Consider the following 18,875-nt stretch of genomic DNA (forward strand, 5'->3'; position numbering starts at 1 on the left):
GCAGAGGGGCGTCGGATCAGCGGCGCGCGCGCTCGGCGGGAGCGACCGGCGTCATGGTCGCCGACACGGGGGGCAGCGTGCGGGCGAGCGCGAGCAGCACGCCCGTGGCCATGAGCACCGACAGCAGCGAGGTGCCACCCGCCGAGAGGAACGGCAGCGGCACGCCCAGCACGGGGAACACGCGCAGCACGACGCCGATGTTGATGATCGCCTGGCCGACGACCCAGATCGTGATCGCGCCCGCCACGACCCGCACGAACGGATCGTCGGTGCGGCGGATGATCCGGAACGCGCCGAAGGCGAACAGCGCGAACAGGCCGAGCACCACCATGCAGCCGATGAGGCCGAGCTCCTCGCCGACGATCGCGAAGATGTAGTCGTTCTGCGCCTCGGGCAGCCACTCGTACTTCTGCTTGGAGTTGCCCAGGCCCAGCCCGAAGATGCCGCCCTCCGCCAGCGCCCAGATGCCGTGCAGCGGCTGATAGCAGGTGTCGTAGTAGTCGGCGCACTCCGAGTCGAGGAAGCTGAGGATGCGCGCCATGCGGTTCGGGCTCGTGATGGCCAGCGCGGCGACGGCCACCACGGCGCCGATCAGCGGCAGGAGGAAGATCCGCAGCTTCACGCCCGAGAAGAACAGCGCGCCGAGTGCGATGAGCACGAGGATCATCGCGGTGCCGAGGTCCTTGCCCGCCAAAACGGTGCCGATCGCGAAGGCCGAGACCGGGACCAGCGGGATGAACACGTGCGACCAGCTCGCCAGCAGCGTGCGCTTGCGATACAGGATGAACCCCAGCCACAGCGCGAGGGCGAGCTTGAGGAACTCCGACGGCTGCAGGGTGTACCCGGCGATCAGGATCCAGTTCCGGTTGCCCTGGAACTCGTACCCGATGCCGGGGACGAACACGAGCAGCTGCAGGCATACCGCCGCGATGAGCGCGAACCAGGAGATCTTCTTGAGGAAGCGCACGGGGAAGCGGCTGACGATGAACATCAGCGGGATGCCGACGGCGGCGAAGATCGCGTGGCGGATCGCCGCGTCGTACGGGCTGCCGCCGGCGGAGACCGAGGTCGCCGAGGTCGCCGAGAGCACCATCACCAGGCCGAAGCCGGTGAGGATCAGCGCGGTCGACGCGATCAGCAGGAACTCGACCGGTGCCGCCGCGAACGCGTCGCCCAGCGACACCCGGGCGAGCAGGCCCCGCCGCTGCGGGGTCTGCGGCGCGCTGCCGTCAGTCCGTGCCGGAGGACGCATCGTCGTGCTCATCGCGCGTCCCCCTCTCGATCCACGCCCTCACGGCCTGGGCGAACTTCTCTCCCCTGTCGCCGTAGCTGCGGAACTGGTCGAACGATGCCGCCGCCGGTGCCAGCAGCACCACGTCGCCCTCGCCGGCCACCTGCGCCGCCAGTTCGACGACCCGCGCCATGACATCCTCAGTCTGAGCGTCATCCACCTCGAACACCGGGACCGCCGGCGCGTGTCGTCGGAACGCCTCGAGCACCGCGGTGCGGTCGGTGCCGATCACGATCGCGGCCTTGCTCTGCGCCCCGCGGGTGCGGACGAGGTCGGTGATGTCGACGCCCTTGAGCAGCCCGCCCACGACCCAGATCGCGCCCGGGAACGCCGCGAGCGAGGAGGCCGTGGCGTGCGGGTTGGTGGCCTTCGAGTCGTCGACCCAGGTGATCCCGCCCGCGCGCGCGACGATCTCGATGCGATGCGGGTCGAGCCGGAAGCCGCGCAGCGCGTCGCGGATCGCGGCGGGCTCGGTGCCGAGCGAGCGGGCCAGCGCGGCGGCGGCGAGGATGTTCGCGACCACGTGCGGCGCCGCGAGGTCGCGCGCCGCGAGGTCGGCGATCGTCGTGAGCTCCAGCGCCGAGGTGCGGCGGTCCTCGAGGAACGCCCGGTCGACGACGATCCCGTCCACGACGCCCAGGTCGCTGGGTCCGGGCACGCCGAGGTCGAAGCCGATGGCGCGCGCGCCGTCGACGACATCGGCGTCCTCGACCATGCGCATGGTGGCCTCGTCCGCCTTGTTGTACACGCACGCGACGCGGGTGTTGCGGTACACGATCGCCTTGGCGTCGCGATACGCGTCGAACGAGCCGTGCCACTCGAGGTGGTCGTCGGCGAGGTTCAGGCAGACGGACGCCCACGGCACGGGCTGCCCCTCGAGCGCGCTCAGGCCCAGGTACCAGAGCTGGTGGCTCGACAGCTCGACGACGAGCACGTCGAAGCCGGCCGGGTCGCGCACGGCGTCGAGGATCGGCACGCCGATGTTGCCGCAGGGCGCGGCGCGCAGGCCGCCCTCCTTGAGCATCGTCGCGGCCAGGCGGGTCGTGGTCGTCTTGCCGTTGGTGCCCGTGATGAGCACCCACTCGGCGGGGCTGCCGTCGGGGCGCACGACCTTGTCGCGCACGCGCCACGCGAGCTCGATGTCGCCCCACAGCGCGATGCCCCGCTCCCGCACCCAGCGGATCACCGGATGCGCGGGCGGGAAGCCGGGCGAGGCGATCACGACATCGGGCGCGAAGTCCGTCAGCTCGGCGGGCACCGGGTCCAGGGCGCCCAGGTGCAGCCGCGCGCCGATCACGGGCACGAGCTTCGCATACTCCTCCGACGCGCCCTCGCTCACGACGAGCACGTCGGCGCCGAGCTCGGTGAGCGTGTCGGCGACGGAGAAGCCCGTGTCGGCGAGGCCGAGCACGGCCACGCGCAGTCCCTTCCAGTCCGCGTGCCAGCTGGTCAGGGAGGCCAGACGATCGGCGGTCACAGCAGGCTCAGCCATTCGACGTACATCAGACCCACTCCCATCACGGCGAGGATGCCGGCGATGATCCAGAACCGCACGACGATCGTCACCTCGGCCCAGCCGCGCAGCTCGAAGTGGTGGTGCAGCGGGCTCATCAGGAACAGCCGCTTGCCCTTGGTCGCCTTGAAGTAGAGACGCTGCAGCACCACCGAGCCGGGGCCGATCATGAAGCCACCGGCGATGAGGATGCCCAGCAGCTCGGTGTGCGTGAGCACCGCCATGCCCATGACGGCGCCGCCGATGGCCATCGATCCCACATCGCCCATGAACACCTGCGCCTTGGGCGCGTTCCACCACAGGTAGCCCACGAGGCCCGCGACGACGGCGGCGGCGAGGATCGCCAGGTCGAGCGGGTCGCGCACGGTGTAGCACGCGGCCTGGTCGACGGTCGCGAGGCCCTCGCCCGTGCAGGCCTGGTTGAACTGCCAGTACGCGATGAGGCTGTAGGCGCCCATCACGAAGATGCCCACGCCCGCGGCGAGCCCGTCGAGGCCGTCGGTGATGTTCGTGGCGTTCGAGAAGCCGACACCCAGCAGGGCGAGCCACGCGAGGTACAGCAGCCAGCCCAGCACGGGGGCGACGATCGCGAACGACAGCCACGGGATCTCGCGGAAGAACGAGATGCCGAACCCGCCGGGTTTCTGACCCCAGTCGTCGGGGAAGTTCTGCGCGATGATCGCGAAGGGGATGATCACGAGGATCTGGCCGACGATCTTCTGCCAGCTGCCGAGACCGCCGAAGTGCTGCTTGCGGACCTTGAGCCAGTCGTCGATGAAGCCGACGACGCCGAAGCCGACCATGAGCCAGATGACGAGCAGTGCGGAGGCCGTGGGCGGGTTGTTGCCCGCGTAGCAGCCCACGAGGTAGCCGAGGATCGTGCCGCTGATGAAGATGACGCCGCCCATCGTGGGCGTGCCGCGCTTGGCGCCGTGGCTGGGGTTGCGGGGGTCGTCGGGGGTGCGGATGACCTGCGCCCATCCCCAGCGCCGGAAGGCCCGGAGGAAGACCGGCGTGAGGAGGAGCGTGAACGCGAAGGAGATCGCTGCTGCCGTCAGAAGTGATCTCACGCGAACGATTCTCCCAGACGATCGCCCAGGAACCTCAGCCCCGCGGCGTTGGACGACTTCACGAGCACGCGATCGCCGTCGCGCAGCTCGCCCATGAGGTACTCGTACGCCTCGTCCGCCGTGGGAAAGAACACGGCCTCACTGTCCCACGATCCCTCGGCGATGACCGACAGGTAGAGGCCGCGGGCCTCCTGGCCGACGACGACGATGCGCGGGATGCGCAGCCGCACCGCCTGCAGCGCCACCTTCGCGTGCTCGGCGTTGTCGTACTCGCCCAGCTCGCTCATCGCGCCGAGCACGGCCACCATGCGCTCATCGGGGCCGGTGATCTGCGCGAGCGTGCGCAGGGCGGCGTGGTACGAGTCGGGGCTGGCGTTGTAGGCGTCGTTGATGATGCGCACGCGGTCGTTGCCGAGCACCTGCATGCGCCAGCGCTCGGCCAGCTCGAGCGCCGCCACGCGCTCGATGGCCGCGTCGGGCGCCACGCCGAGCGCGGTCGCGGCCGCGACCGCCGCGAGGGCGTTGGACACGTGGTGGGCGCCGAGCACCTTCAGGTGCAGCGGCAGCGTGCGACCCTCGACCGTGACCTCGGTCGCGGTGCCGTCGGCGCTCACGGTGACCTCGCCGCGGCGCACGTCGGCCGATGCGTCGGCGCCGAACCAGCGCACGCTGGCGCCGCGCTCGGCGGCGATCGGCGCCATGCCGGCCACGCGCGGGTCGTCGGCGTTGAGCACGGCGACGCCGCCCTCGCGCACCGCGCGGACGAGCTCGGACTTCGCCTTGACCGTCTCCTCGATGCCGCCGAAGCCGCCCGCGTGGGCCATGCCGACCATGAGCACCACGCCCACGTCGGGGGTGACCAGGCCGGCGAGCCGCGCGATCTGGCCCGGCGCGTCGGCGCCGAACTCGCACACGAGGAAGCGGGTGGACTCGGTCACGCGCAGCATGGTGAGCGGCGCGCCCACGGCGTTGTTGAACGACGCGACGGGCGCGACGGTCTCGCCCTCCTCGCGGAGGATCGCCGCGAGCATGTTCTTGGTCGTCGTCTTGCCGTTGGATCCCGTGATCCCCACGATCCGCAGCGCGCCGAGCGCCCGCACGCGGGCGACGACCTCGCGCGCCAGGTCGGCCAGCGCGAGCACGGCGTCCGCGACGACGATCTGCGTCACGGGCTCGTCCACGGGCCGCTCGACGATCGCCAGCGCGGCGCCGTTCTCGACGGCCTTGCCGACGAAGAGGTGGCCATCGGTCGCCTCTCCGGGCTTGGCGACGAACACGCCGCCCGCGGCGATGTTGCGGGAGTCGGTGTCGACGCCGCCCGAGACGACGGTCTCGGGGGTGTCGGCGCCGTGGAGCCGGAGCTCGCCGCTCACGGCGGCGGCGACCTCGGCCAAGGTCAGGGCGATCATGCGAACCTCCGCGCGCACGCGCGCATCAATACTTCTCGAAGAGGTGGGGCTGGCCGGTGGACGGCATCACACGGAAGTGTTTCATCACCTGGGTGAGAGCCTTCTGAAGTGCCGGCGCCGTGGCCGCCGACGAGCGCACCTGCATCGGCTCGTCGAGCGTCACCATGACGACGTACTTCGGGTCCTCCGCGGGGGCGAAGCCCACGATGCTCGTGAAGTACACGCCCGCCTTGTAGCCGCCGTTCTCGTCGGGCTTCTGCGCGGTTCCGGTCTTGGCGGCGACGCGGTAGCCCGGCACCTTGATGAGGTCAGCGGTCGATCCCTGCACGGCCACGTTCTCGATCATGAGCGCGGTCTCGTTCGCCGCCTCCTCGCTGATCACCTGCTGCGGCTCGGGCAGGTCGGGCGTGATCACCGTGCCGTCCGGCTTCGTGCACGACTCGACGAGGCTCAGCGGCATCTTCACGCCGCCGTTGGCGATCATCGCGTAGGCGCTCATCACCTGCGGCACGGTCATCGTGTACGCCTGGCCGAAGGTGGTCGTGTAGCGGGTCTGGTTGTCCCACTCGTCGGCGGGGTGCAGTTCGCCCTTGGCCTCGCCCTGGAAGCCGATGTCGGTGCCGCCGCCCACGCCGAACTTCTCGAGGTAGTCGTGCCGCTGCTCGGGGGTGAGCATGTCGCCGAACTTCGACAGCGCCACGTTCGACGAGTCGATGAGCGCTCCGGCGAGCGTGTAGTTGTACACGGGGTGCTCGAACGGGTCGCCGATCGAGGCCCCGTTGGGGAACGTCTCGTGGGCCGCGGCCGGAACGGTCGAGGTCGGCGTGGCCACGCCCGCGTCGAGCAGCATCGCCGCGGTGAGCGCCTTGCCGGTCGAGCCCGGCTCGAAGCTCGTCGTGAAGATCCGCGAGCCGCGATCGGCGGGGTCGGCCGACTGCACGTCGTTCGGGTCGACCGTGGGGTACTCCGCCGCGGCGCGGATCTTGCCCGTCTCGATCTCGAGCACGGTGATCGTGCCGCTCTTGGCCTTCATGCGCTGGGTCTCCTCGGCGATGAGCTCGCTGAGGTACCACTGCAGGTCGGTGTCGATCGTGAGCTGCAGCGTGCCGCCGTCCTCGGCCGGCTCGACCGTCTCGGTGCCGGGGATGCGCACGCCGTCGGGGCTCTGCTGATAGGTCTCCAGGCCGTTGGATCCGGTGAGGCAGTCGTCGGCGAGCAGCTCGTAGCCGGCGAGCGGCTCGCCGTCGCTGCTCGTGAAGCCGACGAGGTTTCCGGCCACGGCGCCGTTCGGGTAGACGCGCGACGGCTGCGGCGTGAAGGTGATGAACGGCAGGCCCAGCTCGACGAGTCCGAGGTACTGCGTGGTCGTGATGCCGCGCTTGAGGTAGGCGAAGCGGGATCCGGGGTTCTCGGCGAGGGCGCCCGTGACGATCTCGACGAGCTCGTCGGGATCCTGCCCCGTGACCTTGGCGATGTCGGCGGCGTAGTCCTCGAACGGGACGATCTCCTTGCCCTCGCCGTCGGCGGTCTTGCGCTCCATCGTGGTGGCCAGGAGCGGATCGATCTGCGCGTCGTACAGCTGGGTGCTGCTGGCGAGCACGGTGCCGTCGGCGTCGACGATGCTGCCGCGGTTGCCGTACAGCACGCGCTCGCCCGCGAGGCCCATCGCCTGCGCGTCGCCGACGTGCTCCCCCGCGTTGACCACCTGGATGTCGACGAGTCGCAGCACGAAGCCCGCCAGCACGGCGACCACCGCGAGGAGGGCGACGACGCTGCGCCGACGGGGACTGCGCTCTGCCCTCTTGCTCATGATGCTCCTGGGTGTCAGCGGGTGGTCGGGCTCGGCAGGCCCTCGGCGGGCGGCGGGATCACGGGCTCGGGCTCGGGCTCGGGCGCCTGCTCCACGGGAGCCTGCTCGGCGGACTCGGTCTTCTCGGGCGTGGGCGCCGCGTCGCCGCGGTCGAGCTCGCCCTGCACGGCGGTGTTCGGATCGGTCACGAGCGGGGTGCCGTCGAGCAACGCGTTGCTCACCTGCGCCGTGCCCCGGGCATCCACCGCCGACGAGCCGCCGGCGGCGGCACCGGAGCCGATGATCGCGGCGTCGCTCAGGCGCAGGTAGGTGGGCGAGGCGTCGATCACCATGCCGAGAGCTGCGGCATTGGCCGCGAGGTACTGCGGCGAGCTGAGCCCCGCGATGTCGTCCTGCAGCGACTGCGCCTCGAGCGTGAGCGCTCGCTGCTGCTGCTGCAGGTCGGCGACGCGGTAGCTGTCCTGCGTGATCAGGACCGACAGCGCCATCTGTGCCACGGCGATCGCGACCGCTCCGGCCACCGCGACGATCGCGTACGCCATCCGCGGCCGGCGGGCCGGCAGCGTGCGCTCGACGGCGCGCAGCCGGCGCGCGGGCTCCTCGCGACGCGGCAGCTCGTCCCATTCGGGCAGGGTGAGGGATTCGGCGAAGCTCATGACACCTCCCGCAGCTTCTCGATGGCGCGCAGCCGCACGGGCTTCGCGCGGGGATTGCGCGCGGCCTCGTCCTCGCTCGCCTGCTCGGCGCCGCGCACCAGCAGCCGGAACCGGGCGGCGTGCTCGGGCAGCTCGACCGGCAGGCCCTGGGGCGAGGTCGACGCGGTCGCCTCGGCGAAGAGGCGCTTGACGAAGCGATCCTCGAGCGACTGATACGACAGCACGACGATCCGCCCGCCGACGGCGAGCGCATCGAGCGCGGCCGGGATGGCGCGTTCGAGGGCTGCCAGCTCGCCGTTGACCTCGATGCGCAGCGCCTGGAAGACGCGCTTGGCCGGGTGACCGGCGTTCTTGACCGCGGCGGGGGTGGCGTCCTGCAGGATGTCGACGAGCCGTCCCGACCGATCGATCGGCGCCTCCGCGCGCGCCTGGATGATGGCGCGGGCGTAGCGGCCGGCGAGCTTCTCCTCGCCGTAGCGCTCGAAGATGCGTCGCAGGTCGCCCTCGCCGTAGGTCGCGAGGACGTCGGCCGCCGTGATGCCGCCCGTGGGATCCATCCGCATGTCGAGCGGCGCGTCCTGCGCGTACGCGAAGCCGCGCTCGGCCTCGTCCAGCTGCAGCGACGAGACGCCGAGGTCGTACAGGATCGCATCGGCCCGCTCGATCCCTGCGGCGTCGAGGGCGTCGCGGATGCCGTCGTACACGGTGTGGACGAGGGTGACGCGGTCGGCGAACGGCGCGAGCCGCTCGCCCGCGATCCGCAGGGCGTTGGGGTCGCGGTCGAGGCCGACCAGGCGCGCCTGGGGGAAGCGCTCCAGGAAGGCCTCGGCGTGCCCGCCCATGCCGAGCGTGCCGTCGACGTAGACGGCTCCCGGCTTGTCGAGGGCGGGCGCGAGCAGCTCGACGCAGCGCTCGAGCATGACGGGGATGTGGATGTCGCGGAGGTTCATGATGTCGGGGCCTCGTGTCCCCCGACCCTGATTCCCCTCCGCCGCCTGGCGCCGGGGAAGTGGCGTCAGGTTGCGGCAGGGAGTCACGGCCGGGGGCTCGGATCAGAACAGGCCCGGGATCACCTCCTGCTCCATCTCGGAGTAGTTCTCCTCGTTCGCGGAGAGGTACTGGTTCCAGGCCTCGGCGTCCCAGATCTCGGCGTGGGCGCCGACACCGGTGACGATGAGCTCCTTCTGCAGGCCGGCGTACTGGCGCAGGTGCTGCGGGACGGTAATGCGGTTCTGGCCGTCCGGGGTCTCGGCGCTCGCGCCAGAGAGGAACATGCGCAGGAAGTCGCGGGCCTGCTTGTTGCTGAGCGGCGCCTCGCGGATGCGCTCGTGCACGCGCTCGAACTCGGCCGTGCTGAACACGTAGAGGCAGCGCTCCTGGCCGCGCGTGACGACGACGCCGCCGGCGAGCTCTTCGCGGAACTTTGCAGGCAGGATGACGCGCCCCTTGTCGTCGAGCTTGGGTGTGTGAGTGCCCAGCAGCATCGGCCATCACCCCCCCTCAACGATCCGGCCAACCCGAGGTGCGCCCCACATTACTCCACTTTCCCCCACCCACAAGCAGAGAAACGACATTCCCAGGAACGACGAACCGCCGCCTTCCCCGAGAAATCAAGGGAAGACGGCGGTGGAGGGAAATGGGGGGCTGATGGCGCGCGGTGGGCCCTCAACGACGAAAGCGCCGGCCTCTCGGCCGGCGCTTTTCGAAGAGTGGAGGGATCGGGAGGATCACTGCCCCTGCTGGCGGCGATCCCAACGCTCGTTCATGCGGTCCATGAAGGAGGACGACGATCGGGGCGCGCCCGGGCGCCCGCCCTTGCCCGTCGCGCTCGCTGCCGACGACGGCCCGCTCGACGGGCTGATCGCCAGTACGACACCGACGATCATCGCGATGAAGCCGACCACGCCGATGACGACGCCCAGGACGGTGTTCGACGACCACAGCGCGACACCCGCCACGACGGCGATGAGGCCGGCGATGGCGACGATCGCGCCGAGGACGAGATTGCGGTAGCTCAGCGGTCGGCCGGCCGTGGACGCGTGAACGACATCGGCGTCGTTCTGCATGAGATGGCGCTCCATCTCATCGAGAAGGCGCTGCTCCTGCTCGGAGAGAGGCATCGGATCCCCCTTGTGGGTGTGGCTCCGTCCCAGTCTATCGCCGGGCCGTCTCACTAGGCTAGGCCCGTGCAGGACGCCACCAGCCTCGTCGAGGCCATCTCTCAGGGACTGGAAAAGTTCGTCGCCGCGCGTCGCCGCGAGGCGGCGGAGTTCGGGGACGAGGCGATCCTCATCGTCGACCACGGCGGGGCGGCGGTCCACGGCGGAAAGCGCCTGCGCGGGCGGTTCCTCGCGGCCGGCTGGCACGCCGTCGCCGATCGGTCGAGCGACCGGCCCGCCGACGATGCGATGCTCGCCGCGGCCTGTGCGCTGGAGGTCTTCCAGGCCGCGGCGCTCGTGCACGACGACATCATCGACAATGCCGACACGCGCCGCGGCCGGCCCTCGGCACACCGCGCGCTCGAGGCGGCGCACCGCGACCGCGGCTGGGCCGGCGACGCCGCGGCGTTCGGCCGATCGGGCGCGGTGCTGCTCGGCGATCTGCTCGTGGCCTGGAGCGACGACCTCCTCGAGGAGGCGCTCGCGCTCTCCCCCGCCACCGCGGCCGCGGCGCGGGCCGAGTACGCGCTCATGCGGCGCGAGGTCACGATGGGGCAGTTCCTCGACGTCGCGGAGGAGTCCGCCTGGAACCGGGTCCCCGACACCCAGCACGCGGAGCGCGCCCTCCGCGTGGCCTCGCTGAAGTCGGCGCGGTACAGCGTGGAGCGCCCGCTGCTCATCGGCGCCGCGCTCGCCGGCGGCGACGACGACCAGCTCGCGGCGCTCAGCGACTTCGGTCACCGCATCGGCCTCGCCTTCCAGCTGCGCGACGACGTGCTGGGGGTGTTCGGCGACAGCGCCGAGACCGGCAAACCCGCCGGCGACGATCTGCGGGAGGGCAAGCGCACGGCGCTCATCGCGTGGGCGCGCGACGCGGTGCCCGCGTCGGCGCGCCGCACGATCGACGAGCTCCTGGGCGATCCGACGCTCGAGGACGCCCAGATCTCGATGCTGGCCTCGACGATCCGGTCATCCGGTGCGCTCGATCGGGCCGAGCAGACGATCGCCCGCCTCGCGCGCGAGGCCGTGCAGTCGCTCAGCGGCGCGCGGCTCGACAATGCGGCGGTCGCCTACCTGCGCGATCTCGCGCGGGCCGCCACCCAGCGCACCGCCTGAGTCAGAGCAGCGCCTGCGCCACCCGGCGCACCTCGGCCTTGCGACCGGCGAGGAGCGACTCGATCGGGGCGGCGCCCAGGGTCTCCTCCGGCGTGAGCAGCCAGTCGATGGCCTCGTCGTCGGTGAAGCCGACGTCGTGCAGCAGGATGGCGGTGCCGCGCAGGCTCGAGAGCGGGCGGCCGTCCTGCACGAACACGGCGGGCACCTTGAGGATGCCGTCGCGCCGAGAGCCGATCAGGGCGCTCTCGTCGAGCAGGCGGCGCACGCGACTCACCGACTCGCCGATCGCCTCGGCCAGGTCGGGCAGCGTCAGCCACTCGGTCGGATACATCCCAGGAGTCTCGTCCACCACGTGCCCATCTTCGCACTCGGGCGTCCGGGTCGGGGATTCTCGCGTGTCACATCATTAACACGAGCCCCTCGAAATAGCACCAGTTGACTTGAGGTCACATCTTTGACACGGTGTGTCGAGAAGATCACGAGGGGGTAACGTGATGCGCGAATCGACGCGGCGTTCCAAGTCACCGTCCGCGATGCTCGCGACCGCACCGGTCGCCGTCATCGGGTCCATCGCCTCGGCACTGTGCGCCACGCCGGCGCATGCGGCCGAGGACCACACCGTGCAGCCGGGCGACACCGTCACGCGGATCGCCATCCGCAACGGTCTGCAGACCGCGGACGTGCTCAGCTGGAACGGGCTCACCCCGCGCGCCACGATCTACCCGGGCCAGAAGCTCCGCCTCGCCGCGCCGACCGCGGCTCCCGCGGCTCCGACCCCCGCCTCCACCTCGCCCGGGGCCGTGCACACCGTGGCCGCCGGCGACACGATCTGGGGCATCTCGCGTCAGCACGGCACCACCGTCGAGGCGATCCTCGCCGCCAACGGGTTGAAGGCCTCGGCGGTCATCTACCCGGGCCAGAAGCTGAAGCTCGGCGGGGCCGCCCCGCAGGCCGCCCCCGCCGCGGCCGCCCCCGCTCCCGCCGCCGCGCCTGCCGCGGCGCCCCAGGCCGCGCCCGCGACGCACGAGGTCAAGCCCGGCGACACCCTGTGGGGCATCGCCCACCAGCATGGCAAGACGGTGTCCGAGCTGCTGAAGGCGAACGGACTCGGCGCCGGCGCGATCATCTACCCGGGCCAGAAGCTCAAGCTCAGCGCGCCGAAGCCCGCCCCGGCGGCGACCGGCGCGAACGTGCAGAAGTGGGCGTCGCTCACCGCCGAGCAGACCGCGAACGCGCGGCTCATCATCGGCGTCGGCCGCGAGATCGGCGCGTCGGACCGCGCGATCGCCACGGCGCTGGCGACCGCCATGGTCGAGTCGTCGCTGCGCAACGTGGCCTACGGCGATCGCGACTCGCTCGGCCTGTTCCAACAGCGCCCGAGCTACGGCTGGGGCACGCCGGAGCAGATCCTCGACCCCGTTCGGGCGACGAAGGTGTTCTTCGGCGGCGCGACCGACCCGAACGGCGGCACCACCCGCGGCCTGTTCGACATCGCCGGCTGGGAGAAGAAGTCGTTCGGCGACGCGGCCCAGGCCGTGCAGATATCGGCCTTCCCCGAGCGCTACGGCCAGTGGGAGAAGCAGTCCTACGCCTGGCTGGCGTCGCTCGGCTGAGCCGAGCGCCTCCGCGGGGTTCCAGATCCCCTTCCGTAGACTGCTGTCGTGAGCACGAGCCAGCAGGTCGATCCCCTCATCGGGCGGCTTGTCGACGGCCGCTACCGGGTGCGTGCTCGCATCGCGCGCGGCGGCATGGCCACCGTGTACGTCGCCACCGACCTGCGCCTGGAGCGTCGCGTCGCTCTCAAGGTGATGCACGCGCACCTCAGCGACGACAGCGTCTTCCAGAGCCGCTTCATCCAGGAGGCCCGCTCCGCCGCGCGGCTGGCGGACCCGCACGTCGTCAACGTGTTCGACCAGGGCCAGGACGGCGAGCTCGCCTACCTGGTCATGGAGTACCTGCCGGGCATCACGCTGCGCGAGCTGCTCAAGGAGCAGAAGCGGCTCACGGTGACCCAGACGATCACGGTGATGGACGCCGTGCTGTCGGGCCTGGCGGCGGCGCACCGTGCCGGGCTCATCCACCGCGACGTGAAGCCCGAGAACGTGCTGCTGGCTGAGGACGGCCGCATCAAGATCGGCGACTTCGGCCTCGCCCGGGCCACGAGCGCCAACACGGCCACCGGCGCGCAGCTGCTCGGCACGATCGCCTACCTCGCGCCGGAGCTTGTCACGCGCGGCACCGCCGACGCGCGCAGCGACATCTACGCGCTGGGCATCATGCTCTACGAGATGCTCGCCGGCGAGCAGCCCTACAAGGGCGAGCAGCCGATGCAGATCGCCTACCAGCACGCCACCGACTCGGTGCCGCGGCCGAGCGTGAAGAACCCGGGCGTTCCGGAGCAGCTCGACGAGCTCGTGCTGTGGGCCACCGAGAAGACCCCGGACGAGCGCCCCTCGGACGCCGGCGAGATGCTCGAGCGGCTGCGCGAGATCGAGCGCGAGCTCGGCATCGCCCCGCTGGCCTCGCGCACCCGCACGCTGCCCGACATCGAGCGCGGCGATTCCGACACCGACGCCACCAAGGTGCTGCCGTTCGCCTCGACGAGCGTGATCACCGACGAGGTCGCGCTCGGCACCGCGCCGGCACCCGAGGCCGAGGACAACTCGTCGCGCCTGCGCAAGAAGAGCGCGCGCCGCTCCGCGCGCGGCGGCCTGCTGCTCGCGCTCGTGCTGCTCCTCGCGGGCGGCGCGGCGACGGCCGGCTGGTACTGGGGCGCCGGCCCCGGCTCGCAGGTCGCGGTGCCCGAGGTCGAGGGGCTCACCTTCGACGAGGCCGAGGACGTGCTAGCCGCGCAGAACCTCGTCGCCGAGCGCAACGACGTGCACAGCGTCGAGGTGGCCGTCGGCGAGGTGATGGCCTCCGACCCGACCGCGGGCACGGCCGTCGATCAGGAGACGGTGGTGACGCTCGACGTGTCGGCGGGGCCCGCGTCGGTGGATCTTCCCAAGCTCACCGAGATGACGCAGGAGCAGGCGACCGAGCAGATCGCCCAGCTCGGGCTGGAGCTGACCGAGGTGCGCGAGTACTTCCTCGACTTCGCCGCGGGCACCGTGACGAACGTGCGCGTGCAGCCGCGCGGCACCGAGGACGAGAACCTCTGCACCGACGGCTGCACGGTGAACCAGGGCGACGGCGTGATCCTCTCGGTCTCGCTCGGGCCGGTCCCGGACGTCTCCGGGCGATCGGTCGACGAGGCCACCGGCATCCTCACCGACGCCGGGCTGCAGGTCTCCCCCGATCGCACCACGGAGTACAACGACACGATCGCCCAGGGCGCCGTGATCGGCATCGTGCCGAAGGACGGCACGTGGGCCCGCAACGACACCGTCACCCTCATCGAGTCCCTCGGGCCGCAGCTGTTCGAGGTGCCGAGCGTCGTCGGGATGACGCGCGACGAGGCGGTCGCGACGCTGCAGAACGCCGGATTCGACGTCAGCGGCGTGGTGTTCCCGTGGAACATCGCGATGAACGATCTCACCGAGGTCAAGTCGCAGACGCCCGGCGGTGGCGAGATGGTGCGCGGCGGCACCACGATCGAGCTGTCGATCGACCTGCGCGACTGACGTCAAGGCCGTCGATCTCGACTCGCTGCGCTCGCTCGATCCGTCTCCGTTCGCTTCGCTCAGTCGACGAGCCGTGGCCCATACGGCTCGTCGACCGGAGTGAGCGAAGCGAACGAAGCGGAGACGGGTCGAGCGCAGCCGCGAAGCGGCGGAGTCGAGACCAGAGGCGTGAGCCCCGGCCTCAGAGCTTCTCGAGCTCCTCGGCGACGAGGAAGGCGAGCTCCAGCGACTGCATGTGGTTCAGGCGCGGGTCGCACAGCGACTCGTAGCGCGTGGCGAGAGTGGCCTCGTCGATGTGCTCCGACCCACCCAGGCACTCCGTGACGTCGTCGCCCGTGAGCTCGACGTGCAGGCCACCCGGGAACGTGCCGACGGCGCGGTGCGCCTCGAAGAAGCCGCGCACCTCGTCGACCACGTCGTCGAAACGACGCGTCTTGTAGCCCGTGGCGGTCGTGATGCCGTTGCCGTGCATCGGGTCGGTCACCCACAGCGGCTGCGCGCCCGAGTCCCTGACGGCCTCCAGCAGCGGCGGCAGGGCGTCGCGGATCTTGCCCGCGCCCATCCGCGTGATGAAGGTGAGCCGGCCGGGCTCGCGCTCCGGGTCGAGCTTGTCGATGAGCGCCAGCGCCGTCTCGGGCGTGGTGGTCGGGCCGAGCTTGACGCCGATGGGGTTGCGGATGCGCGAGAAGTAGTCGACGTGCGCGCCGTCGAGCTCGCGGGTGCGCTCGCCGATCCACAGGAAGTGCGCCGACGTGTTGTACGGCAGGTTGGTGCGCGAGTCGATGCGGGTCATGGGGCGCTCGTAATCCATGAGCAGGCCCTCGTGGCCGGTGTAGAAGTCCACGGCCTTGAGGGTGTCGAAGTCGGCGCCGGCCGCCTCCATGAACTTGATGGCGCGATCGATCTCGCCGGCCAGGCGCTCGTAGCGCTGATTTGCGGGGTTCTGCGCGAAGCCCTTGTTCCACGAGTGCACCTCGCGCAGGTCCGCGAAGCCGCCCTGCGTGAACGCGCGGATGAGGTTCAGCGTCGAGGCCGACGTGTGGTACGCCTTGAGCAGTCGGCGCGGGTCGGCCTCGCGCGAGGCCTCGGTGAAGTCGTAGCCGTTGACGATCTCGCCGCGGAACGCCGGCAGGGTCACGTCGCCGCGGGTCTCGCTGTCGCTCGAGCGCGGCTTGGCGAACTGGCCGGCCATGCGGCCCATCTTCACCACGGGCATCGAGGCGCCGTAGGTGAGGACCACGGCCATCTGCAGCACCGTCTTGACGCGGTTGCGGATCTTGTCGGCGGTGGCACCGGCGAACGTCTCGGCGCAGTCGCCGCCCTGCAGCATGAAGGCGCGGCCCGCCGCCGCCTCGGCGATGCGCGACTTGAGGCTGTCGACCTCGCCCGCGAACACCAGGGGCGGCAGCGACGCGAGCTCCGCAGTGACCTCGGCGACCGCCTCGGGGTCCCGATACGCCGGCTGCTGCTTGATCGGAAGCGAACGCCAGGCATCGAGGTGGTGCGGATCGATCATGATCCGATCGTAGTCGCCGGGAAAGGACCCCCGCGCCACGGCGGGGCGGGGCTCAGGCCGTCGCGGCCTTCTGCTCGCGGCGCGCCTGGGCGAGGCGCTCCTTCGCCGCCGAGGCGTACTCGTCGCTGTACCGCTGTTGGCCGAGGCGCTGCAGCGCGACCATGATCTCGTCGGTCACCGAGCGCAGCACGAACCGGTCGTTCTCCATGCCCTCGTAGCGGGAGAAGTCCAGCGGTTCGCCGATCACGATCCCCACGCGCACGATCCGCGGGATCGTCGTGCCGATCGGCAGCATCTTCTCCGTGTCGACCATCACGACGGGCACGACGGGCACCTTGGCCTCCAGCGCCATGCGGGCCACGCCCGTGCGCCCCCGGTAGAGGACGCCGTCGGGGCTGCGGGTGCCCTCCGGGTAGAGGCCGAGCAGCCCGCCGCGGCCGATCACGCCGAGCCCGGTGTTCAGCGCCGCCTCGGATGCCTGGCCGCCGGAGCGGTCGATGGGGATCTGGCCCGTGCCCTTCATGAACCACTTCGTGGCCCAGCCCTTGAGGCCCTTGCCCGTGAAGTACTCCGACTTGGCCAGGAACGACATGGGGCGGTCGATCAGCAGCGGCAGGAAGACCGAATCCATCACCGAGAGGTGGTTGCTCGCGAGGATGGCGGCGCCCTCCGCCGGGATGTGCTCCTTGCCCACGATCCAGGGCCGGAAGACGGCCTTCACGATGGGGCCGACGACGATGTACTTCAGGAACCAGTAGAACACCGCGATCCTTCCCTTCGTCGTCTCGGGCGCGCATCAGCCTAACCCGCTGCCCCATGTGATGCATCGAAGCGAATGGACATAGAGTGGGACCACATCACCCGAGCGGTATCGAAGGAGCTGCCGTGAACGAGACATCCGTTCCCGCGATCGTCCCCGCCGACCCTGAGGCGAACATCGGCGATCTGCTGGCCATCCGCGCGCAGGAGACCCCTGATCGCGCGATCTTCAGCGTCCCCGACGGCGACGGCTGGCGCGACATCACCGCACGCCAGTTCGAGACCCAGGTGATCGCGCTGGCGAAGGGCTTCGTCGCGGCCGGCGTCGAGCCGGGCGACAAGATCGGCTTCATCGCCCGCACGACATACGAGTGGACCCTCGTCGACTTCGCGCTGTTCTACGCGGGTGCCGTGATGGTGCCGGTGTACGAGACCAGCTCCCCCGCGCAGCTGCAGTGGATCCTCTCCGACTCGGGGGCCGTCGCGCTGATCGCCGAGCACGAGGGTCACATCGCGAGCTACGAGCAGGTCAAGGACGAGCTGCCGCTCATCGGCAAGGTCTGGCGCCTCGACGAGGGCGCGATCGCCGCGCTCACCGCCGAGGGTGCGGGCGTGGCCGACGGCGAGATCCTCCGCCGCCGCACGCTGGCCCGCGGCGAGGACCTCGCGACGATCATCTACACGTCCGGCTCCACCGGGCGCCCCAAGGGCTGCGTGCTCACCCACAGCAACTTCGTGGAGCTGTCGCGCAACGCCGCCAAGTCGCTCGAGGTGGCGCTGCGCGAGGGCACGTCGACGGTGCTGTTCATCACGACGGCCCACGTGTTCGCCCGCTTCATGTCGATCCTCTACATCCACGCCGGCGTGCGCACCGGCCACGAGCCCAACACGAAGAACCTCGTCAAGACGCTCGGGTCGTTCAAGCCGACGCTGCTGCTGGCCGTGCCGCGCGTGTTCGAGAAGGTCTACAACTCCGCCGAGGCCAAGACCGAGGCCGAGGGCAAGGGCCGGATCTTCCGCGCGGCCGCCGCCGTGGCCGTCGAGCACTCGCGCCGCCTGCAGGAGGGCGAGAAGATCGGCCTGGGTCTGAAGCTCAAGTTCGCCCTGTTCGACAAGCTCGTCTACTCGAAGCTGCGCGAGCTGATGGGCGGCAATGTCGAGTACGCCGTGTCCGGATCGGCACCGCTGGGCCCGCGCCTGGGCTACTTCTTCCGCGGCCTCGGTGTGAAGATCCTCGAGGGCTACGGCCTCACCGAGACCACGGCGCCGGCGTCGGTGAACCTGCCCACCGACATCCAGGTCGGCACGGTCGGGCCCGCGCTGCCGGGCGTCGACATCCGCATCGCCGACGACGGCGAGGTGCAGGTGCGCGGCATCAACGTGTTCAAGGAGTACTGGAAGAACCCGGAGGCGACCCGGGCCGCCTTCGACGACGGCTGGTTCCGCACCGGCGATCTCGGGTCGCTCGACGAGCATGGCTACCTCACGATCACCGGGCGCAAGAAGGAGATCATCGTCACGGCCGGCGGCAAGAACGTCGCCCCCGCCGTGCTCGAGGACCCGATCCGCGCCAACCCGATCGTCGGTCAGGTGGTGGTCGTGGGCGACCAGCGCCCGTTCATCTCGGCGCTCATCACGCTCGACCCGGAGATGCTGCCCGCTTGGCTCAAGACCCACGGCGAGAACGAGAGCCTCACGCTCGAGCAGGCGGCCAAGAGCCCCGTCGTGCGGGCCGAGATCCAGCGGCAGATCGACCACGCGAACACGCTCGTCTCGCGCGCCGAGTCGATCCGGAAGTTCACGATCCTCGGCACCGAATGGACCGAGGCCACCGGCCACCTCACGCCGAAGCTGTCGATCAAGCGCGCCGAGATCCTGCGCGACTTCAGCCGCGAGATCGAGGACATCTACGCCACCAGCGGCGACACGACGACGAACGTCTCGATCGGCTGA

The 18,875-nt window shown here is 70.8% G+C and carries 16 protein-coding genes; 4 read left to right on the forward strand and 12 right to left on the reverse strand.

Annotated features, from left to right (window positions below):
- Positions 1–16: 16 nt before the first annotated feature.
- The 9 genes from ftsW to E3O41_RS09010 all read right to left on the reverse strand — a co-directional run bounded on the left by ftsW (position 17) and on the right by E3O41_RS09010 (position 9,869).
- Positions 17–1,264, reverse strand: a complete 1,248-nt coding sequence (gene ftsW, locus E3O41_RS08970; protein ID WP_067027289.1) for a putative lipid II flippase FtsW — start codon at positions 1,262–1,264, stop codon at positions 17–19.
- On the reverse strand, positions 1,230–2,783 hold the full coding sequence (gene murD, locus E3O41_RS08975) for a UDP-N-acetylmuramoyl-L-alanine--D-glutamate ligase (protein ID WP_067027291.1): 1,554 nt from the start codon (positions 2,781–2,783) through the stop codon (positions 1,230–1,232). The genes ftsW and murD overlap by 35 nt, the downstream gene beginning before the upstream one ends.
- Positions 2,765–3,874: a phospho-N-acetylmuramoyl-pentapeptide-transferase gene (mraY, locus tag E3O41_RS08980; RefSeq protein WP_067027293.1), complete on the reverse strand. Its 1,110-nt coding sequence runs from the start codon at positions 3,872–3,874 to the stop codon at positions 2,765–2,767. Before mraY ends, murD begins: the two co-directional genes overlap by 19 nt.
- Complete coding sequence (locus E3O41_RS08985; protein ID WP_067027413.1) at positions 3,871–5,283, reverse strand: UDP-N-acetylmuramoyl-tripeptide--D-alanyl-D-alanine ligase; 1,413 nt, start codon at positions 5,281–5,283, stop codon at positions 3,871–3,873. Before E3O41_RS08985 ends, mraY begins: the two co-directional genes overlap by 4 nt.
- Positions 5,284–5,308: 25 nt before the next feature.
- Positions 5,309–7,093 (reverse strand): peptidoglycan D,D-transpeptidase FtsI family protein, encoded by a 1,785-nt coding sequence (locus E3O41_RS08990; RefSeq protein WP_067027295.1) that lies wholly within the window; start codon positions 7,091–7,093, stop codon positions 5,309–5,311.
- A 14-nt stretch (positions 7,094–7,107) separates the two neighbouring features.
- Positions 7,108–7,749 carry a cell division protein FtsL gene (gene ftsL, locus E3O41_RS08995; RefSeq protein ID WP_067027296.1) on the reverse strand — a complete coding sequence of 214 codons (642 nt, stop codon included), beginning with the start codon at positions 7,747–7,749 and terminating at the stop codon, positions 7,108–7,110.
- On the reverse strand, positions 7,746–8,699 hold the full coding sequence (rsmH, locus tag E3O41_RS09000) for a 16S rRNA (cytosine(1402)-N(4))-methyltransferase RsmH (RefSeq protein ID WP_067027299.1): 954 nt from the start codon (positions 8,697–8,699) through the stop codon (positions 7,746–7,748). Before rsmH ends, ftsL begins: the two co-directional genes overlap by 4 nt.
- A gap of 102 nt (positions 8,700–8,801) precedes the next feature.
- Positions 8,802–9,233 carry a division/cell wall cluster transcriptional repressor MraZ gene (gene mraZ / locus E3O41_RS09005; protein WP_067027300.1) on the reverse strand — a complete coding sequence of 144 codons (432 nt, stop codon included), beginning with the start codon at positions 9,231–9,233 and terminating at the stop codon, positions 8,802–8,804.
- A gap of 243 nt (positions 9,234–9,476) precedes the next feature.
- On the reverse strand, positions 9,477–9,869 hold the full coding sequence (locus E3O41_RS09010) for a DUF3040 domain-containing protein (protein WP_067027302.1): 393 nt from the start codon (positions 9,867–9,869) through the stop codon (positions 9,477–9,479).
- Positions 9,870–9,935: 66 nt separating this feature from the next.
- Here E3O41_RS09010 and E3O41_RS09015 point away from each other — a divergent pair, with 66 nt between their 5' ends.
- Entirely contained in the window at positions 9,936–11,024 is a 1,089-nt protein-coding gene (locus tag E3O41_RS09015) for a polyprenyl synthetase family protein (RefSeq protein ID WP_067027304.1), read from the forward strand.
- 1 nt (position 11,025) lies between these two features.
- Here E3O41_RS09015 and E3O41_RS09020 read toward each other — a convergent pair whose 3' ends face one another.
- Entirely contained in the window at positions 11,026–11,355 is a 330-nt protein-coding gene (locus E3O41_RS09020; protein WP_067027306.1) for an Rv2175c family DNA-binding protein, read from the reverse strand.
- A 202-nt stretch (positions 11,356–11,557) separates the two neighbouring features.
- Between E3O41_RS09020 and E3O41_RS09025 the strand changes: the two genes are divergently transcribed.
- The gene (locus E3O41_RS09025; RefSeq protein ID WP_240482463.1) at positions 11,558–12,637 is read left to right on the forward strand and encodes a LysM peptidoglycan-binding domain-containing protein; all 1,080 of its coding nucleotides are present in this window, start codon (positions 11,558–11,560) and stop codon (positions 12,635–12,637) included.
- Positions 12,638–12,685: 48 nt separating this feature from the next.
- Positions 12,686–14,647 (forward strand): Stk1 family PASTA domain-containing Ser/Thr kinase, encoded by a 1,962-nt coding sequence (gene pknB / locus E3O41_RS09030; RefSeq protein ID WP_135012276.1) that lies wholly within the window; start codon positions 12,686–12,688, stop codon positions 14,645–14,647.
- 181 nt (positions 14,648–14,828) lie between these two features.
- Here pknB and E3O41_RS09035 read toward each other — a convergent pair whose 3' ends face one another.
- Both E3O41_RS09035 and E3O41_RS09040 read right to left on the reverse strand, forming a co-directional pair.
- The gene (locus E3O41_RS09035; RefSeq protein WP_067027312.1) at positions 14,829–16,163 is read right to left on the reverse strand and encodes a class II 3-deoxy-7-phosphoheptulonate synthase; all 1,335 of its coding nucleotides are present in this window, start codon (positions 16,161–16,163) and stop codon (positions 14,829–14,831) included.
- A 52-nt stretch (positions 16,164–16,215) separates the two neighbouring features.
- Positions 16,216–16,926, reverse strand: coding sequence for a lysophospholipid acyltransferase family protein (locus E3O41_RS09040; protein ID WP_067027314.1), 711 nt, complete (start codon positions 16,924–16,926; stop codon positions 16,216–16,218).
- A gap of 122 nt (positions 16,927–17,048) precedes the next feature.
- Between E3O41_RS09040 and E3O41_RS09045 the strand changes: the two genes are divergently transcribed.
- Positions 17,049–18,875 (forward strand): AMP-dependent synthetase/ligase, encoded by a 1,827-nt coding sequence (locus tag E3O41_RS09045; RefSeq protein ID WP_067027316.1) that lies wholly within the window; start codon positions 17,049–17,051, stop codon positions 18,873–18,875.

Source organism: Microbacterium sediminis, from assembly GCF_004564075.1.
GTDB classification, from domain to species: domain Bacteria; phylum Actinomycetota; class Actinomycetes; order Actinomycetales; family Microbacteriaceae; genus Microbacterium; species Microbacterium sediminis.

Bases quoted from the DNA above. Each gene is read 5' to 3' on its own strand.
- E3O41_RS09035 (WP_067027312.1), bottom strand. From the start codon at position 16,163: ATGATCGATCCGCACCACCTCGATGCCTGGCGTTCGCTTCCGATCAAG.
- E3O41_RS08985 (WP_067027413.1), bottom strand. From the start codon at position 5,283: ATGATCGCCCTGACCTTGGCCGAGGTCGCCGCCGCCGTGAGCGGCGAG.
- ftsL (WP_067027296.1), bottom strand. From the start codon at position 7,749: ATGAGCTTCGCCGAATCCCTCACCCTGCCCGAATGGGACGAGCTGCCG.
- E3O41_RS09020 (WP_067027306.1), bottom strand. From the start codon at position 11,355: ATGTATCCGACCGAGTGGCTGACGCTGCCCGACCTGGCCGAGGCGATC.
- ftsW (WP_067027289.1), bottom strand. From the start codon at position 1,264: ATGAGCACGACGATGCGTCCTCCGGCACGGACTGACGGCAGCGCGCCG.
- mraZ (WP_067027300.1), bottom strand. From the start codon at position 9,233: ATGCTGCTGGGCACTCACACACCCAAGCTCGACGACAAGGGGCGCGTC.
- murD (WP_067027291.1), bottom strand. From the start codon at position 2,783: ATGGCTGAGCCTGCTGTGACCGCCGATCGTCTGGCCTCCCTGACCAGC.
- rsmH (WP_067027299.1), bottom strand. From the start codon at position 8,699: ATGAACCTCCGCGACATCCACATCCCCGTCATGCTCGAGCGCTGCGTC.
- E3O41_RS09025 (WP_240482463.1), top strand. From the start codon at position 11,558: ATGCTCGCGACCGCACCGGTCGCCGTCATCGGGTCCATCGCCTCGGCA.
- E3O41_RS09010 (WP_067027302.1), bottom strand. From the start codon at position 9,869: ATGCCTCTCTCCGAGCAGGAGCAGCGCCTTCTCGATGAGATGGAGCGC.
- E3O41_RS08990 (WP_067027295.1), bottom strand. From the start codon at position 7,093: ATGAGCAAGAGGGCAGAGCGCAGTCCCCGTCGGCGCAGCGTCGTCGCC.